The 18,296-nt window shown below is 60.0% G+C and carries 16 protein-coding genes and 1 tRNA gene; 12 read left to right on the top strand and 5 right to left on the bottom strand.

The features are described 5' to 3' along the window. The 4 genes from napA to ACR0LW_RS14315 form a co-directional block, all read right to left on the bottom strand. A complete protein-coding gene (gene napA / locus ACR0LW_RS14330) occupies positions 1-2,493 on the bottom strand; it encodes a nitrate reductase catalytic subunit NapA (RefSeq protein ID WP_480883035.1) in 2,493 nt (830 codons plus the stop codon). Continuing rightward, positions 2,490-2,783 carry a chaperone NapD gene (locus ACR0LW_RS14325; RefSeq protein ID WP_170634588.1) on the bottom strand — a complete coding sequence of 98 codons (294 nt, stop codon included), beginning with the start codon at positions 2,781-2,783 and terminating at the stop codon, positions 2,490-2,492. The genes napA and ACR0LW_RS14325 overlap by 4 nt, the downstream gene beginning before the upstream one ends. Next, the gene (gene napF / locus ACR0LW_RS14320; protein ID WP_480883034.1) at positions 2,780-3,295 is read right to left on the bottom strand and encodes a ferredoxin-type protein NapF; all 516 of its coding nucleotides are present in this window, start codon (positions 3,293-3,295) and stop codon (positions 2,780-2,782) included. The genes ACR0LW_RS14325 and napF overlap by 4 nt, the downstream gene beginning before the upstream one ends. Before the next feature lie 119 nt (positions 3,296-3,414). Then, a complete protein-coding gene (locus ACR0LW_RS14315; RefSeq protein WP_480585824.1) occupies positions 3,415-4,290 on the bottom strand; it encodes a LysR family transcriptional regulator in 876 nt (291 codons plus the stop codon). Between the two features lie 104 nt (positions 4,291-4,394). Between ACR0LW_RS14315 and ACR0LW_RS14310 the strand changes: the two genes are divergently transcribed. The 12 genes from ACR0LW_RS14310 (at position 4,395) to ACR0LW_RS14255 (ending at position 17,689) form a co-directional block, all read left to right on the top strand. Beyond that, entirely contained in the window at positions 4,395-5,837 is a 1,443-nt protein-coding gene (locus ACR0LW_RS14310; RefSeq protein ID WP_480883033.1) for an aldehyde dehydrogenase family protein, read from the top strand. Next, a complete protein-coding gene (locus tag ACR0LW_RS14305; RefSeq protein ID WP_480883032.1) occupies positions 5,837-6,835 on the top strand; it encodes a membrane dipeptidase in 999 nt (332 codons plus the stop codon). Before ACR0LW_RS14310 ends, ACR0LW_RS14305 begins: the two co-directional genes overlap by 1 nt. Further along, a complete protein-coding gene (locus ACR0LW_RS14300) occupies positions 6,828-8,489 on the top strand; it encodes a hypothetical protein (RefSeq protein WP_480883031.1) in 1,662 nt (553 codons plus the stop codon). Before ACR0LW_RS14305 ends, ACR0LW_RS14300 begins: the two co-directional genes overlap by 8 nt. Continuing rightward, on the top strand, positions 8,486-9,049 hold the full coding sequence (locus ACR0LW_RS14295; RefSeq protein WP_480883030.1) for a DUF3726 domain-containing protein: 564 nt from the start codon (positions 8,486-8,488) through the stop codon (positions 9,047-9,049). The genes ACR0LW_RS14300 and ACR0LW_RS14295 overlap by 4 nt, the downstream gene beginning before the upstream one ends. 12 nt (positions 9,050-9,061) lie before the next feature. Then, positions 9,062-10,072: an Ldh family oxidoreductase gene (locus ACR0LW_RS14290; protein WP_480883029.1), complete on the top strand. Its 1,011-nt coding sequence runs from the start codon at positions 9,062-9,064 to the stop codon at positions 10,070-10,072. 97 nt (positions 10,073-10,169) lie between these two features. Beyond that, positions 10,170-11,195, top strand: coding sequence for a LacI family DNA-binding transcriptional regulator (locus ACR0LW_RS14285; protein WP_480883028.1), 1,026 nt, complete (start codon positions 10,170-10,172; stop codon positions 11,193-11,195). A 95-nt stretch (positions 11,196-11,290) separates the two neighbouring features. Then, on the top strand, positions 11,291-12,595 hold the full coding sequence (locus ACR0LW_RS14280) for an ABC transporter substrate-binding protein (protein WP_480883027.1): 1,305 nt from the start codon (positions 11,291-11,293) through the stop codon (positions 12,593-12,595). Between the two features lie 107 nt (positions 12,596-12,702). Further along, a complete protein-coding gene (locus tag ACR0LW_RS14275) occupies positions 12,703-13,569 on the top strand; it encodes a carbohydrate ABC transporter permease (RefSeq protein WP_170455967.1) in 867 nt (288 codons plus the stop codon). Between the two features lie 12 nt (positions 13,570-13,581). After that, positions 13,582-14,412, top strand: coding sequence for a carbohydrate ABC transporter permease (locus ACR0LW_RS14270; protein WP_170455969.1), 831 nt, complete (start codon positions 13,582-13,584; stop codon positions 14,410-14,412). Positions 14,413-14,424: 12 nt separating this feature from the next. Next, positions 14,425-15,429 (top strand): ABC transporter ATP-binding protein, encoded by a 1,005-nt coding sequence (locus ACR0LW_RS14265; RefSeq protein ID WP_480883026.1) that lies wholly within the window; start codon positions 14,425-14,427, stop codon positions 15,427-15,429. Beyond that, positions 15,426-16,199 carry an L-iditol 2-dehydrogenase gene (locus tag ACR0LW_RS14260; protein WP_480883025.1) on the top strand — a complete coding sequence of 258 codons (774 nt, stop codon included), beginning with the start codon at positions 15,426-15,428 and terminating at the stop codon, positions 16,197-16,199. Before ACR0LW_RS14265 ends, ACR0LW_RS14260 begins: the two co-directional genes overlap by 4 nt. Next, a complete protein-coding gene (locus ACR0LW_RS14255) occupies positions 16,199-17,689 on the top strand; it encodes a mannitol dehydrogenase family protein (protein ID WP_480883024.1) in 1,491 nt (496 codons plus the stop codon). Before ACR0LW_RS14260 ends, ACR0LW_RS14255 begins: the two co-directional genes overlap by 1 nt. 353 nt (positions 17,690-18,042) lie before the next feature. On the opposite strand, the gene ACR0LW_RS14250 is transcribed toward ACR0LW_RS14255, so the two are convergent. After that, positions 18,043-18,119 (bottom strand) — tRNA-Met (locus ACR0LW_RS14250). Positions 18,120-18,296: the final 177 nt, after the last annotated feature.

The raw sequence follows: 18,296 nt of genomic DNA, 5'->3' as shown, positions 1-18,296 counted from the left end.
TTACGCGCGCTCGACCTTACAGGCGCATTTCTTGAAGTCGGTCTCTTTCGACAGCGGGCAGGTCGCGTCCAGCGTCAGCTTGTTGGTCAGCTGATGCTCGTCAAACCAGGGCATGAAGACCAGACCACGCGGCACCTTGTTGCGGCCACGGGTCTCGACCCGGCTTGTGACCTCGCCACGGCGAGTGGACAGCACGATTTCCTGCCCGCGCCGCAGACCACGATCCCGCGCGTCTTCGGGGTGCATGTAGACGACCGCATTCGGATAGGCGCGGTGCAGTTCCGGCACACGGCGGGTCATCGAACCCGAGTGCCAGTGCTCCAGAACCCGACCGGTGGACAGCCACAGATCATATTCTTCATCCGGCACCTCTGCAGCGGGTTCGAACGGCGCAAAGATGATCTTGGCCTTGCCATCCTTGTGACCATAGAATTCGACGCCCGCACCTTCGGACACATAAGGGTCATAGCCTTCGCGGAAGCGATACAGCGTTTCCTTGCCGTCCACGACCGGCCAGCGCATGCCGCGCGCCTGATGGTACATCTCGAACGGGGCCAGATCGTGCGCATGTCCGCGCCCAAACTCGGCATATTCTTCGAACAGACCTTTCTGAACGTAGAACCCGAAGTGTTCGGCATCGTCATTGTCGAAACCTTCGGCGGTTTCGGACAGCGGGAACTTGTCGACCTGACCGTTTGCGTAAAGCACGTCGAACATGGTCTTGCCGCGATGCTCGGGCATTTTGGCCAGCAGTTCCTCGCCCCAGACCTCTTCGACGGTGAAGCGTTTGGAGAATTCCATCAACTGCCACAGGTCCGATTTCGCCTCACCCGGCGCTTTCACCTGCTGCCGCCAGAACTGGGTGCGGCGTTCGGCGTTGCCATAGGCACCTTCCTTTTCCACCCACATGGCGGTGGGCAGGATCAGGTCGGCGGATACGGCAGTGACCGTCGGATAGGGATCGGACACGGTGATGAAGTTTTCCGGGTTGCGATAGCCTGGATAACCTTCCTCGTTGATATTCGGCGCGGCCTGCATGTTGTTGTTGCACTGCACCCAATAGGCGTTCAGGTCGCCGTCCTTGAGTTTGCGGTGCTGCAGAACGGCGTGGAAGCCGGGCTTGGGCGGAATGGTCCCTTCAGGGATATTCCACGCGGTTTCACAGATTTTCCGGTGCTCGTCATTGGCCACCACCATGTCGGCGGGCAGACGGTGGGCAAAGGTACCAACCTCGCGCGCTGTCCCGCATGCCGAGGGCTGACCTGTCAGCGAGAAGGGCGAGTTGCCGGGTTCGGAAATCTTGCCCACCAGCAAGTGGACGTTATACATCAGCGAGTTCACCCAGGACCCGCGGGTATGCTGGTTAAAGCCCATGGTCCACAGGCTCATGACCTTTCGGTTCGGGTCGGCATATTGCTTGGCCAGCTTCTCCAGCTTGTCGGCCGGAACGCCGGACAGTTCGGCGGTGTATTCCAGCGTATAGGGCTCGACCGCCTTGGCATATTCCTCAAAGCTGATCGGCTCGAGCTTGCCCGAGTTCGGGTTTTCAGCCTCTTGCTGTAGCGGGTTGTTGTCGCGCAGGCCGTAACCGATATCGGTCGCGGTCTTGGTGATGTTGACGTGGTTCTTGACGAACTCTTCGTTCACCGCGCCGGTCTGGATGATGTAGTTGGCGATATAGTTCAGGATCGCCAGATCGGTCTGCGGTTCGAACACGATGCCATTGTCGGCCAGTTCGAACGAGCGATGCTCGAAGGTCGACAGCACATGCACTTCGCAGCCCGGCTTGGTCAGGCGCGTGTCGGTCAGGCGCGACCACAGGATCGGGTGCATTTCCGCCATGTTCGAGCCCCACAGAACAAACGTATCCGCGTGTTCGAGGTCGTCATAGCAGCCCATCGGCTCGTCAATTCCGAAGGTGCGTATGAAACCCACCACGGCCGAGGCCATACAGTGCCGCGCATTGGGGTCGATATTGTTCGACCGGAAGCCAGCTTTCATCAGTTTCGAAGCGGCATAGCCTTCCCAAACCGTCCACTGACCCGAGCCGAACATGCCCACGCTGGTCGGGCCTTTCTTGGCCAGGGCCTCTTTCCATTTGGCGGCCATCACGTCAAAGGCTTCGTCCCAGCTGACCGGCTCGAACTCGCCATTCTTGTCGTATTCGCCATTGGTCTTGCGCAGCAGCGGCGTGGTCAGGCGGTCCTGGCCGTACATGATCTTGGACAGGAAATAGCCCTTGATGCAGTTCAGGCCCCGGTTGACCGGTGCGTCCGGGTCGCCCTGGGTGGCGACAACGCGGCCATCCTTGGTGCCCACCAGAACCGAGCAGCCGGTGCCGCAGAACCGGCAGGCCGCCTTGTCCCAGCGGATGTCGGGCGCATCGGCCTGTGCATTCGCCTGACCGGCAGCCATCGGGATACCGGCGGCCGAAGCGGTGGCGGCAGCAGCAGATGCCTTGAGGAATGTACGACGGGATTCAGAAACAGTCATTGGACGAGCCTCCTGCTGGTCGGTTGGCTTGGGGCATTGGGTTGGGGCGGGGTTTCCGCCAGATCTTCGAAATGGTGATATGTCAGCGTCAGTGAAATCACGCCGGGGATCTGATGCAGATCCATGATCGTCTCGGATGCCAATCGGTCGGACGTATCCTCGACGACAACGACGAAACGGCCGTCTTCGGCTTCGGCATGAACCTCGACGCCATCGGTTTCGGTCATGGTTGCACGGGCTGATGCGGTTCGATCCGCAGCCACGTGAACAAGGCAACCGCAAATGTTCATTGGATGACCTCTGGTTTGGGTGTTTGAGGGCGTTCAAGCGCGACCGCGCCGACCGGGCAGGCCGAGGCGCAGGCGGCGCAGCCGATGCAACTGTCCTGATCCAGAACGGGTTCCGCACGCCCGCCCAGTTGCAACTGGAAACGGATCGCGCGCGCATCGCAACTGTCCTGACACACACGGCAACTGATGCCCTTCATCGACAGGCACGTGGTCGCCTGTACGGCGGCGCGCCATGGCCAGTCAGGCACGCGATCAACCTGCAGCGCATCGGTTTCGCAGACCTCGGCGCAGCCTGCACAAAAGGTGCAGGCACCGGCATTCAGTTCAAGGATCGGGTATCCGTCGGCGTCCTTGGACAAAATCCCTTCGGGGCAAGCGTTTATGCAATCCCCGCATGCGGAACAGGCATCCACAAAGCCAGATTCCACCGCACCCGGAGGACGAATCGCGTCCTTATCCTCGCGAAGTGCGCGTGCGCTGAGAAACGCGCGTCTTGTGGTCATCTGGCTCATGTGCTGGCGACCGTGTCCTGGACAATGTCAAACGTATCAGCCGTGCTAACAGTTTTCAAACTTACCGAATTTGACACAGGTCAATTTTCACGCGGCAAAACAAATAATCTCATTAAGAATCATGTTTTGGCGCTGGACGACCGGATTACCCCGGCGGCCTCGTCCGCCAGCATCGGCCAGGCGGTGGTTTCGGACTGGTACAAAAAGACCTCGCGCGTTTCCGGCAGATCAACGATTTTTCGGAACTTGAGATCGGATGAGACAAGCCGAGTCGCGGCCTGAGGCAACAGCGTGCCCCAGCTGCCGGTGCTGACCATGGCCAGCAGGGAATGGGTGTTGTGAACGGTGACATCGATTCTGGCCAGATGGTCCTGAATACGCCGCGACTGTATCTGATCGCACAGCGCATTGCGCAGAAACGGGCTGCGAAACACGTCGCTGATGGTGATCGGTCCAGACACCGAGGCCAGCGGGTGATGATCCGACATCACCAGCCCGAACGGGTCCTGAAACAGCGGCGCAACTTTGGTGCCTTTCACCGGCCTTCGGGACGAGGCGATCCCGATATCCGCCCAGCCCTGCCAAATGGCGTCCAGAACCTGCTCGGTATCGGTGTCCCGCAGCTCGATCTTCACCCCCGGATGGTGGTCTGTGAAATGGCGCACGAGGGGTGGAAAGACCAATGCCGCCATCGACGGCACTGCTGCGATCCGCAGCAGGCCTTGCGGCGCGCGGGTCAGCATGTCGATGGTTTCCAGCGTCGAATCGAACTGACGCAACTGGCTTTGGCCCAGTTGAAGCACATGGGCCCCCAAGTCCGTCAGGCGGTTTTTGCGCTCTCCGACAAACAAGGGGCGGCCCAGATGCGCCTCAAGTTGTTTCAACGTCATGGAAACCGCAGATTGCGTACGACCCAACCGGTCGGCCGCATCCGCAAGATTGCCGGTTTCCGCCACCGTGCAGAAGCATCTCAACATCTCGATCTTGATCGCCATATTTCAATTTTCCTGAAGTTTCCTCAAGAAATTTGAGTTTGACTGATGTGTCGCCCCATGTCCATCATCCCGCAACCTTGCTCAAACCCTTCCCGAGGCTTTCCGTGACCCACAAGAACCTTATCGCTGGCGAATGGCTGGCGGGTGATACCGAGATTGAAAACCGCAACCCGTCGGATGTAACCGACCTGATCGGCCTGTACGCTCAGGCGACATCGGATCAGCTGGACGCCACCCTGACCCGCGCCCGCGCGGCTCAGGCCGAATGGGCGGCCTATGGGCTGGAGCGGAAGCAAGCCGTGCTGAACGCCATCGGCACCGAAATGATGGCCCGCGCAGAAGAACTGGGCACATTGCTGAGCCGTGAAGAGGGCAAACCGCTGGCCGAGGGCAAGGGCGAGGTCTATCGCGCCGGTCAGTTCTTCACTTATTACGCCGCCGAATGCCTGCGCCAGATCGGGGAAAACGCCGATTCCGTGCGCCCCGATATCGAGATTGACGTGCGTCGCGAGCCCTTGGGCACTGTGGCGATCATCAGCCCGTGGAACTTCCCGACCGCGACCGCCTCATGGAAGATCGCGCCTGCGCTGTGCTATGGCAATGCGGTCGTATGGAAACCGGCGAATGTGACCCCGGCATCGGCGGTCGCGCTGACCGAGATCATCGCGCGGCAGGATATCCCCAAGGGTCTGTTCAGCCTGATCATGGGTTCGGGCGGCACGATTGGTCAGCGTCTGGTGGAAAGCCCGCTGATCGACGCGATCTCCTTCACTGGGTCGGTTCCCGTGGGCAAGGGGATCGCCGCCGCCGCAATCCAGAACCTGACCAAAGTGCAGATGGAGATGGGGTCCAAGAACGCGCTGGCGGTTATGGACGATGCCGATCTGGATCTGGCCGTCACGCTGGCACTGGGCGGGGCCTTTGGTGGCACCGGACAGAAATGCACTGCCTCATCCCGGCTGGTCGTCCACGCAAACATCCACGACGCCTTTGTCGAGAAATTGGTTGCTGGCGCGCAAGCGATGAAGGTTGGTCACGCGCTGGAAGAAGGCGTGCAGATGGGGCCCGTCGTCAGCCAGCAGCAGTTGAACGAAAATCTGGCCTATGTCGATCTGGGCAAATCCGAAGGCGCCGAGCTGGCCTGTGGCGGCGCACGTCTGGATATGCCGCATGACGGGTTCTACATGAGCCCCGGCGTGTTCCTGAACACCACCAATGACATGGCGATAAACCGTGAAGAGATGTTCGCCCCCCTGACCAGCGTCATCAAGGTCGGCAGCTATGACGAGGCGCTGAGCGTGGTCAATGACACCAATTTCGGCCTGACCTCGGGCATCGTGACCCGCTCGCTGGCCCGCGCCACGCATTTCCGCCGCAATGCGCGCACCGGTGTGGTCACGGTGAACCTGCCCACAGCGGGCACCGACTATCACGTTCCGTTCGGCGGGCGCGGCGACAGTTCCTACGGGCCGCGCGAACAGGGCAAGGCCGCGGCCGAGTTCTACACCACGGTCAAAACAGCCTATATCAGCGCAGGCCCCGTCTGATGCGGCCCACCCTCAGAATAGACGGGCTGCAATATGCCAACTGGTCCGAAAAGATCTTTCGGCAGCTTGGCGAAGGCGGTGTCGATGCGATCCACGTCACCATCGCCTATCACGAAAGTTTTCGCGAAACCGTCCTGAACTTCGAACGCTGGAACCGCTGGTTCGAGCAATATCCGGATCTGATCATGAAGGGGCTGACCGCCGCTGATATCGACCGCGCCCGTGCAACCGGGCGCACGGCGGTGTTCTTCGGCTTCCAGAACCCCTCACCCATCGAAGATGATATTGGCCTGGTGGAAATCGTGCACACGCTGGGCGCGCGGTTCATGCAGCTGACCTATAACAACCAATCGCTTCTGGCGACCGGCTGTTACGAGGCCGAAGACACCGGCCTCACCCGCATGGGCAAGCAGGTCGTGCGCGAGATGAACCGCGTCGGGCTGGTGGTCGACATGAGCCATTCCGGCGACCGCTCGACCATCGAAGCCGCCGATCATTCCGCACGCCCCATCGCCATCACCCATGCCAACCCCCACGACTGGCATCCGGCTTTGCGCAACAAGCGCGACGATGTCATCCGTGCAGTGACAGAAAATGGCGGCATGTTCGGCTTTTCGATCTATCCTCATCACCTGAAGGGCGGCTCTGGCTGCTCTCTGCAGGAGTTCTGCGAGATGATCGCGCGCACGGCGGACAAGTTCGGCATCGACCATTTGGGGATCGGCACGGATCTGTGTCAGGATCAGCCCGACAGCATTGTGGAATGGATGCGCGTGGGACGGTGGAGCAAAGAGATCGACTATGGCGAAGGCTCGGCTGCCGCGCCGGGGTTTCCGCCCATGCCGGACTGGTTCCGGGACAACCGCGATTTCGGCAACATCGAAACCGGTCTGCGCGCAACCGGCATGAATGACGCGGATGTCGCCGCCGTTATGGGCGGCAATTGGTACCGTTTCTTCGCTGACAACTTCACGCCGCAGGGGCAGTCAGATGGCTGAGCTGCGCCCACCGGAAAAGATCATGACCCTGGAACGGCTGGGGTCGCTGCATCAATGCCGGCTCAGCTTCATGCGGCAACTGACGCGGCGCATGGCTCGGGAAAGCTGGGACTTCTCGCGCCAGGTTTTTGAAATCGACGCACAGGGCGTCGGCCACGCCGTTTATACAGCACAAGGACCGGAGCGCGCTTATTCGCTGGTGGCATTCGCCCATGATTTGCCGGACCACATGCGTTCGGACCGGGTGATTGCAACCGCGTGGGACACGACATTCACCCTGTTTGACGGCATGCCCGAACCCCATGACATCGAGCGCCTGTCGCAAAACGTGCCCCTGCAAGAGGCGGGCCGGGTCACTGAACGTGAGATTTCGGTCAGCCGCGCCAACCGCTCGGTTCGGTTGTGGGAACATGTGGTGGATTGCCTGTCCAATGGCCGCCAGCCGGATGCGGACCAGCTGGAGGCGGTCGGGTATCTGATGCGCACAACCGCTGTCTATGGCTCGGGCAAGCTGGGGGCCGCCGACCGCGAGGTGATTGCCAACCGGCCCGAGATGCGGTCGCCGTTTCAGGCCGAGATGCTGTCGGTCTACCTGACCCGCTGGTTCGTACGCGATCTGGTCGAGCATATGGCGCAGGTGCGCGGCGGCGACAGGGCCGCGCGTTTGGGCGAAGGTCTTGCCCGGCAGATCGGTATCGGCAATTCGACCGGGCTGGGCATGGCCCCCTATCTGGTCAACCACCCCGTTTTGCTGAACAATTGGATTGTGGCCCGCGAAACCGCCGTTGCGCGGGTGCGCGACCTGCCCGCCTCGCCTGAACAGATCGACCTGTTTCGCGATCTGGTCGGCAGATGCGAACAGCTTGTGGCGACATGGCGATCTGAACACCCGATCCAGATCGTCAAGCTTCAGCACCTGACGGACGATCTGGCCGCGCTTGGGTCTTATCTGGAAGATACAGGGCTGTCGGGCGCGACGCCTTGGAATAATCTCATGATTTGGACGGACCAAGCGCTCAGCGCGGAAGGGCAAGAACTTGTCGCCTCCTTGATTCTGGAACCCCATGGCGATCTGGTCGATGATCTGGCGACCACAATGTCAGATCAAAGCGGGCCCTTTGTGCTGGATGGGTCCATGCCTGTGGCTGAGGTGTCCAACCTGTTGCGCCGGAATTTCGGCCCCTTGCTGGATCGGGACTGGACCGCGCCCGAGAACTGCGCAAGGGCGTGGTATATCTCGGAAGAGAAGCTGGAACCAAGGCTGGGCGAGCGGTTCGAGGAACCGATTGAGGCCTATGAACAACCGCTGGCCCCGGCCCGTGATGCAACGGCAGCATTGGCCGTGCTTGCAACAGCGGACCCGCTCAGCCCGGTGGCAGACACCCTCGCCCAACACCCCGAACATCGCCAAAGCGTTCGGCGCGCCCAGATCACACGCTCAGCGCCCTATGGCGAGATCCGCTCGAACACGATTGGGGCGGATGTGGTGCCGATTGATATGCTGCGCGCCAAACTGTCCTTTTTTGGCGTAACCCGGTTTGATCCCCGCTCGGACCGGTGGGTGCGCGTGGTCATGTATGCCGGGGCCCCTTATCCGCCCGATCTGACGCCGGATAATGCCGACTTGTGGGTCTATCCCGAGCCGTTCGCATGACCCTGTCGTTGAATGAGGTGGAGACCATCGCCAAGCGGGCGACCCGTGGGGCGGGCCAACCCTGGGGGCTCGCGGACGAGGCGGCAAAGGCCTGCCGCTGGTTGTGCGCTCAGGGTCTGGACGGAGTCGGTGCCCTGACCACTGATCTGGAGACCGGGGCGCAAACACTGATCAAGGGCGTGTCCCTGTCGGATCGAGCGCGCGTTCTGTCCACCGAAGCGGTTACCCTACCGGGTGTCAGAACTCCGCTTATGATCCTGCCGTTTGCAGCCAACGCCGCCCGCCTGATCAAAGCGTGTGTCACTGTGAAATGCGGCGGCGTGGTGGCGGTGACAGATGGCAGGTCACTGGAGTTGGCGCAGGGATTTCCTGACCGGTCCGAGACCGTAACCATCGCAAGCGGCGGCGTTTTGACCACAGCCCGCACCCATGCAACCCGCGCCGCGCCACAGCCGCGCGATTGGCAGGCACTGAACGCGCTGGCCCATCGAACCTATGCCCCGGCGACCGAGGAAAGCCGCGCGCGCGGCGCAGGTGCCGGGACAACTGACAATGACTGACCGAGTGAGTTGATGATGCAAACCAAGACCCTGACACTGGCTGAAATCGAAGATCTGGCCCTGCGCGCATTGGTGGCCGCTGGCACGTCCGAGGCCAACGCCCGACCCCTGGCTGTTGCCACCGCCGCAACCGAAGCCGATGGCGTTGCCAGCCACGGGCTGGCCTATATCCCGATCTATTGCGAGCATGTGCAATGCGGCAAGGTGGATGGGCAGGCCACACCGGTTGTGGACCAGCCACGTCCGGGCGTGATCGCAGTTGACGCCGCCACCGGCTTTGCCCATTCGGCCATCGATGCAGGGTTCGAAAAACTGATCCCTTTGGCCAAGGAACACGGGATTGCCGCGCTTGCCATCAAGAACAGCTATAATTGCGGGGTTCTGGGCTATCACACCTACCGGCTGGCACAGGCCGGGATGCTGGGGCTGGGCTTTACCAACGCGCCCGCGTCAATTGCGCCGTCGGGTGGAGCGAAGCCAGTAGTCGGGACCAATCCGTTCTCTGTCGCTGCACCCGGCCCGGACGGCCAGCCCGCTTTGCTGATCGACCAATCCGCCAGCACAATCGCCAAATCCGAGGTGATGAAACACGCGCGCGAAGGCAAACCAATCCCCGTAGGTTGGGCGCTGGACAGCGAGGGAAATCCGACAACAGACCCTAATGTGGAGCTCAAAGGCTCGATGGCCCCGTCAGGCGGGTATAAAGGCGTCGGAGTTTCGCTGCTGACCGAAGTGCTGGCTGCCGCAATGACCGGCGCGACCCTGGGGATCGACGCGTCGCCTTTCTCGGGCACCGCAGGCGGTCCGCCGCGCACCGGCCAGATGTTCCTTGCCATTGATCCGGGTGCGACTTCCGGTGGGGCGTTTGCCAACCGGATTGAAGCGCTGGTCCACGCCATCCGCGCGCAGGATGGCGCGCATCTGCCCGGCGATGGCCGTCATGCGAAACGCCGCAACGCTGCCGAGCAGGGCGTCGCGGTGAATCAGGCGACATTGGATCGGATCGAAGCCATTCTTGCGTGAACAAACGCGGATGCCTGACCCTTGATTGTTATCGCGCGCAAAGATTATGTAAAGATAGCGCAAATCAAGACAGCTCTCCGGGTGCAGGCAGGGTAGAATGACCAAAATCAGGAATATGGAAGAATTCGCGGCCCTCAGCGGAATATCCCGGCCGACCGTTTCCAAATACTTCCATGATCCTGACAGCGTCCGCCCAACCACCCGCGCCCGCATCGAGGAAGCATTAGAGAGGTTCGACTACCGCCCCAATATCTTCGCGATCAATCAGAACCGGAAACTGACCAAGAATATCGGCATCGTCGTCCCCTACCTTGCCGACCCGTTCTTTGCCGAGATCGCACGCTATCTGGAACAAAGCTGCATCGCCGCAGGCTATCGGCCTTCGCTGTTCAGCTCGCATGGCGAACAGAAACTTGAGGTCGAGATTCTGGACAGCCTGCGCTCGCTGAAACCGGCGGGCGTGTTGCTTGCTCCCTTGGGGCGCGACTCGGACCGGTCGGCGATTGAAAAGTTCTGCAGGAACGTGCCGACGGTCCTGTTCGACAGCAATATCGAAGGACTGGGTGCGGCCTTTATCGGATCAGACAATTTCAGCTTTGTTTCGCAAACCGTGGAATACATGACCCGCACCGGCGAGCCGCCGTCATTCTTCGAGATGCGGACACCCGCAAACCCCAACGCCAACAAGCGGCGCAAGGCGTATGTTGAGGTGATGGAGCGTCTGGGGTTCGACCCCCATGTGATCAGGATCGACGGTGAAGGCTGGGCCTTTGAAGAGATCGGGCATCGGGGGGCTTTGAAGGTGCTGGGCGACGGCGCGCTGAAAACAAACTCGGTTCTGTGCAGCAATGACCGCCTGGCAATCGGGTTTCTTGCCGCCTGCTACGAGCAGGGGATTCGGGTTGGTCGCAAGCCGGATTGCAGCTTGCGGGTCGCCTCGAACGACGATCATCCCTTTGCAAAATTCACCTGCCCGTCTTTGACCACGGCGGCGCATGACTATGACAATGTCGCGGGGCGCAGTGTCGAAACACTGTTCGAACTCATTGAAAGTGGTGGGAAATTTGACAGCCGAAGGGAAACCCTGTTCCCGGCCCGGCTTGTATTGCGGGAGTCCGCTTGATCGCCAAATTTTAACGCGCGTAAAGTTTTTATTGACGCCGCGATAATTTACCGACTACCCTTCCTGCATGACATCCAAGCTCAGGGAGGACAGGGATGTATTTTAAGAACGCACTTCGTGCGGCGACTGCACTGACTTTCGTCGCCACGGCCGCGGCCCATGCGCAAACCATAACGATCGCCACCGTCAACAATGGCGACATGATCCGGATGCAGGGCTACACCGACAATTTCACCCAAGCGACCGGCATTGATGTGGAATGGGTGACGCTGGAAGAAAACGTGCTGCGTCAGCGCGTGACCACGGACATCACCACCAAGGGTGGACAGTTCGACATCATGACAATCGGCATGTACGAAACGCCCATCTGGGGCGCAAATGGCTGGCTGGTACCGCTGGATGGCATGTCCGATGACTACGATGTGGGCGACCTGCTGCCCGCCATGGCAGGCGGGCTGAGCAATGACGGCACGCTCTATGCCGCGCCGTTTTATGGCGAAAGCTCGATGATAATGTATCGCACCGACCTGATGGAGGCTGCCGGTCTGGACATGCCCGAAGCGCCCACCTGGCAATTCATCCGCGAAGCTGCGGCGGCGATGACGGACCGGGACAACGACATCAACGGCATCTGCCTGCGCGGTAAGGCGGGCTGGGGTGAAGGCGGTGCCTTTATCACCGTAACCGGGAACTCATTCGGTGCGCGCTGGTTCGATGAAAACTGGAAGCCCCAGTTCGATCAGCCCGAGTGGAAAGAAGCACTGACATTCTTTGTCGATATGATGAATGAATCCGGTCCTGCGGGTTATGCCACCAACGGATTCAACGAAAACCTGTCGCTGTTCCAGCAGGGCAAGTGCGGGATGTGGATCGACGCCACCGTTGCCGCGTCATTCGTGACCAACCCCGACGATTCAACCGTGGCGGACAAGGTCGGCTTTGCGCTGGCACCGAATTCAGAAGGCGTCGACAAACGCGCCAACTGGCTCTGGGCCTGGGCACTGGCCATTCCGGCTGGGACCCAGCAGGAAGACGCCGCGAAGCAGTTCATCGAATGGGCGACCTCGAAGGACTATATCGAGCTGGTGGCCGAGAACGAAGGCTGGGCCAATGTGCCTCCGGGTGCGCGGACCTCGCTTTATGAAAACGACAACTACAAGGACATCCCTTTCGCGCAGATGACGCTGAAGTCGATCCTTGCGGCGGATCCGCAGAACTGCTGTGCCCAGCCGACGCCCTATACCGGCATCCAGTTTGTCGCCATTCCTGAGTTTGCAGGCATCGCCACGCAGGTCAGCCAGGAATTCTCGGCCGTTTATGCTGGTCAGCAAACCGTGGACGAAGCCCTTGCCAAAGCGCAGGCCTTCACCACCGAAGAGATGGAAGCCGCAGGGTACTGAGGCCTCCCTCCCAGTGGGGGACAGGTGCCTGTCCCCCGCTCCCCACTTTCACAACTCGTGTTTTTCTCGCAGGCTAGCCCTATGCCTGAACAGAGAGGTCTTGCGCCATGGCAACCCAACATTCCCGATCCGTTGCCCGCCTGATGATGGCACCCGCAGTGGTCCTGCTGCTTGGCTGGATGCTCGTGCCTCTGACGATGACCCTGTATTTCTCCTTCAAGAAATACCTGCCCCTGCGCGGTGGTGATCTGGGATGGGTCGGGTTCGACAACTACATCCGGTTCGTTTCCTCCAGTTCCTTCTGGCCTGCGGTTCAGGCGACGCTTTTGATTGTCGGCGGCGTGTTGGTGATCACGGTCATTCTGGGTGTTCTTCTGGCGATGCTGTTGGACCAGCCGATGTGGGGGCAAGGCGTTGTCCGCATTCTGGTGATCGCGCCCTTCTTTGTGATGCCCACCGTCTCCGCTTTGGTCTGGAAGAACATGTTCATGGATCCGGTGAACGGCCTGCTGGCGCATCTGTGGCGCTTTTTCGGGGCCGAGCCGATTTCATGGCTGTCCGAGGCGTCGATGACCTCGATCATCATGATCGTCTCATGGCAATGGCTGCCCTTTGCAACGCTGATCCTGCTGACCGCGATCCAGTCGCTGGACAGTGAGCAGCTGGAAGCGGCGGAAATGGACGGTGCGCCGGTGCTGAAACGCTTTTACCACATCGTCCTGCCGCATCTGAGCCGCGCGATCACCATCGTGATCCTGATCCAGACGATCTTTTTGTTGTCGATCTTCGCCGAGATTTTCGTGACCACCGGCGGCGCATTCGGCACCCGCACACTCACCTACCTGATCTTCCAGCGTGTGCTGGAAAGCCAGAATGTCGGCCTTGGGTCAGCCGGAGGTGTCTACGCCATCATCCTTGCCAATATCGTTGCCATCTTCCTGATGCGCATCGTCGGCAAAAACCTGGACGCGTGAGGAGGTAAGACCATGGCCCGCGCCGTCACACCCCGTCGTAAAACGCTGAACACCGCCCTCGCCTGGGCCGTTGGGCTGCTGATCTTCTTCCCGATCCTGTGGACCATCCTGACCAGCTTCAAGACCGAGGCGCAGGCGATTGCCAGCCCGCCCTTATTCCTGAACTTCAACTGGACGCTGGAGAACTACGCCATCGTGCAGGAACGCTCGGATTATATGCGGTTCCTGTGGAATTCGGTCATCATCGCGGGGGGGTCAACCATTCTGGGCGTGATCATTGCGGTGCCCGCCGCGTGGGCGATGGCCTTTGTGCCCTCGAAGCGCACCAAGGACATCCTGCTGTGGATGCTGTCCACCAAGATGCTGCCTGCGGTTGGCGTTCTCTATCCGATCTACCTGCTGTTCATCCGGCTGGGCCTGCTGGACACGCGCGGAGGGCTGGTCGTCGTGCTAATGCTGATCAACCTGCCGATCATTGTCTGGATGCTGTACACCTATTTCCGCGAAATTCCGGGTGAGATTCTGGAAGCCGCGCGGATGGACGGGGCGACGTTGAAAGAGGAAATCCTCTATGTGCTGACGCCCATGGCCATTCCCGGCATCGCCTCGACCGTGTTGCTGAACTTTATCCTGGCGTGGAACGAGGCGTTCTGGACCCTCAACCTGACCGCCGTCGATGCCGCGCCTCTGACCGCCTTCATCGCCAGCTATTCCAGCCCCGAGGGTCTGTTCTTTGCCAAGCTCAGCGCGGCCTCGACCATGGCGATTGCACCAATCCTGATCCTTGGCTGGTTCAGCCAGAAACAACTTGTCCGCGGCCTGACTTTCGGCGCTGTGAAATAAGGAAGACGACGTATGGGACGTATTCAACTCAAGTCCGTGACCAAAAGCTTCGGCGACGTTCAGGTCATTCCCCCGCTGGACCTGACCATCGAGGATGGCGAGTTCACCGTCTTCGTCGGCCCCTCGGGCTGCGGTAAGTCCACCCTGTTGCGCTTGATCGCGGGGCTGGAGGATATCACGTCAGGTTCGATCGACATTGACGGGTCGGATGCAACGGACGTGCCACCTGCCAAACGCGGGCTGGCGATGGTTTTCCAATCCTATGCTCTGTATCCGCATATGACCGTGCGCAAGAACATCGCGTTCCCGTTGCGCATGGCCAAGCTGAATCAGGCCGAGATCGACAAGCGCGTCGAAGGTGCGGCGGGCGTTCTGAACCTGACCGACTATCTGGACCGCCGCCCCGGGCAGTTGTCCGGCGGCCAACGTCAGCGGGTCGCGATCGGCCGCGCGATTGTGAGGGAACCGGCGGCGTTCCTGTTCGATGAACCGCTGTCGAACCTCGACGCCGCGTTGCGTGTGGGAATGCGGCTTGAGATCAGTGAGTTGCACGAACGTTTGGCGACCACGATGATCTACGTAACCCATGATCAGGTCGAAGCGATGACCATGGCGGATAAGATCGTCGTGCTGCAAGCAGGCGTTATCGAGCAGGTCGGCTCTCCACTGGAACTCTATCGAACCCCGCGCAACCTGTTCGTCGCGGGTTTCATCGGCTCACCCAAGATGAATTTCATCGAAGGGGACGAGGCCGCAAAACACGGCGCGCAGACCATCGGCATTCGCCCGGAACACATCGCAGTGTCCGATACCGAAGGCACATGGTCCGGCGTTGTCGGCGTGTCGGAACATCTTGGGTCCGACACGTTCTTCCACATCCACGAAACCGGTCTGGCCGAAACCATCACCGTCCGCGCGGATGGCGAGGTCGGGTTCCGCCACGGGGATCGCATCCACCTGACCCCACGCGCCGACGTCATTCACCGGTTTGATCAACAGGGGCTGCGGATCGAATGACGCGCCTGAAAGGCAAAACCGCGCTGATTACAGGGGCCGCCCGCGGGATCGGGCTGGCCTTTGCCCAGGCCTATGTGGCCGAGGGCGCGCAGGTTGCCATTGCCGATATCGATATTGCCCGCGCCAAAGATGCGGCCGCACAGATTGGATCAGCGGCCTTGGCGGTGGAAATGGATGTCACTGATCAGGCCAGTATTGAGACCGCAATTGACCAAACCGCCGACCGGTTCGGCACCATCGACATTCTCATCAACAATGCAGCCATTTTTACCGCCGCGCCAATCACCGAGATTGATCGCGCCGACTACCAGCGCGTCTTTGACATCAACGTGGCGGGCACCCTGTTCACGTTGCAGGCGGTGGCGCGGCACATGATCAAAAACGACGTCAAAGGTCGGATCATCAATATGGCCTCGCAAGCCGGACGGCGCGGGGAACCTCTGGTCGCCGTCTATTGCGCCAGCAAGGCTGCGGTGATCTCGCTGACTCAATCCGCAGGGCTGAACCTGATCCAGCACGGGATCAACGTAAACGCCATCGCCCCCGGGGTTGTGGACGGTGAACATTGGGACGGTGTCGATGCCTTCTTCGCCAGATACGAAGGCAAAGCGCCCGGCCAGAAAAAGCGCGAGGTTGCGGCGGCGGTCCCCTATGGCCGCATGGGCCACGCCCGGGATCTGACCGGCATGGCCGTCTTTCTGGCCTCGGATGAGGCCGAATACATCGTGGCCCAAACCTATAACGTCGATGGCGGAAACTGGATGAGCTGATGGACCCGCGCTCGGAAACACATACGCCAATCAAACTGTGCCGATCTGCCTTGGCGGATTTGCCGGTCGAGGTCAAAACACCTCGGTACAGGCCCGAAGACCTAACACCCGGCATTGTGCATATCGGTTTGGGCAATTTCCACCGGGCCCATCAGGCCTGGTACATCCATCAACTGATGCAAATGGGCCGGGCGAATGACTGGGCGATCATCGGCGCGGGCGTTCGACCCTATGACGCCGAGATGCGTGAAAAGCTGATGGCCCAGGATTGCCTGACAACCCTGATCGAGCTCGACCCTTCAGGCATCTCGGCCGAGGTCATCGCCCCGATGATCGACTATCTGCCAATTGAAGAGGGGAACAGTGCTCTGATCCGACATATGTCGGATCCGGCGATCCGCATCGTGTCGTTGACGGTGACGGAAGGCGGTTACTATCAAGACCCTAATACAGGGGATTTTGACACAACACATAACGATATCCAACATGACGCGCAAAACCCAAACCAACCCCGGACGGTGTTCGGAGCGCTGGTCGCGGCCCTGAAACACCGCCGGGACGCCGGGACGCGCCCGTTCACCGCACTGAGTTGCGACAACCTCAAGGGCAATGGCGCAATACTCAGGTCCTGCGTCATTGGGCTGGCCAAATTGTCGGACCCGGATTTTGCCGATTGGATCGACCAACAGGGCGCTTTTCCGGATTCGATGGTGGATTGCATCGTCCCGGTCACCCGGGATGAAGTCATTTCAATGTGTCACGATCTGGGTGTCGATGACAAAGCCCCTGTCACTCACGAACGGTTTCGCCAATGGGTCATTGAGGACGCATTTTGTGCAGGCCGACCACCATTGGAAGAGGTTGGTGTTACCATAACAAACGACGTTCATACCTATGAGGCCATGAAGCTCAGAATCCTGAATGGCGGCCACCAATTGCTGGCCAACGTCGGAGAGGTATTAAGCGTTCCGACAATTGCAGATTGCATGAAAGATCCTGATCTTTCCGGATTTTTCCGGAAAGTACAGTCAGAATGCATTGTGCCCCATGTCAAACCGGTCCCCGGCCTCACCCCCACTGATTATCTGACCCTGATCGGGCGCCGCTTTGCAAACCCGACCATCCAGGACACAACGCGCCGCGTTGCCTTTGACGGATCCTCTCGCCACCCCGAGTTCCTGTTGCCGTCCCTTCTGGACGCGCTTGGGGAAGGCGCGTCTATTTCCGGTTTGGCCCTTGCCGAAGCATTCTGGTGTCGAATGTGCGCGGGCATTCGGGAGGACGGAACCGAGATTCAAGCCAACGACCCCCTGTGGGACGAATTGAAACGGGCGGCAATTGCCGCCAAGGACGACCCAACAGCGTGGATTGTTAAAACCGGTTTGTACGGTCAGGTCGGATTGAACGAACGTTTCGCTCAGGAATTTTCAGATTGGCTTTCCGAGATTTGGCAGAACGGAGCACGGGCCGCATTGAAAAGGTACCTTTGAGAAGGCCTGGAAGCCCAAAAAAACACTTTGGGCCAAACACAATACTTCTATCGGATTTTGCCGTTCGCTCAAACGCGTTGGGCATCCAATCCCCATCACGGGCCACCGCCAAAGGTTTGGCACTGTGAACCTTAAGCCCAACAGGTCGATGGACTGTCTTTCTGGATCGGTTGGGTTTGTTAGGCTGGTTTCGGGCTTAGGAATTGCACCTTTGACCATCAGGTTATGGTTTGAAGGGACCGTGGCCGCAGTGGGGCCGCGAAAGCCCTGATAACGACGAGGTGAAGACGTTAAGCAATTGATCCAGTGGATCAATTGTAGTCTGAACGGGCTTTGCTGAGATTTTCTGACACTGGTTGCGGGAGCAGGATTTGAACCTGCGACCTTCAGGTTATGAGCCTGACGAGCTACCGGGCTGCTCCATCCCGCGACACTTTGTGTGGCCTATCGCTTACGCTACTTGAGGCCCTGCGTTGGTCTACCGCCTATTCGGCTACTTGAGACCGGGTAGTGTTCTTTTCGATCGTAAGAGAGATATGGGCTTTTACTAGGTTTGGCGGTGACCTACTCTCCCGGGGCTTAAGCCCAAGTACCATTGGCGCGGCAG

Source organism: Ruegeria sp. N4, from assembly GCF_056531425.1.
This window is presented reverse-complemented; position numbering and strand designations above follow the sequence as displayed.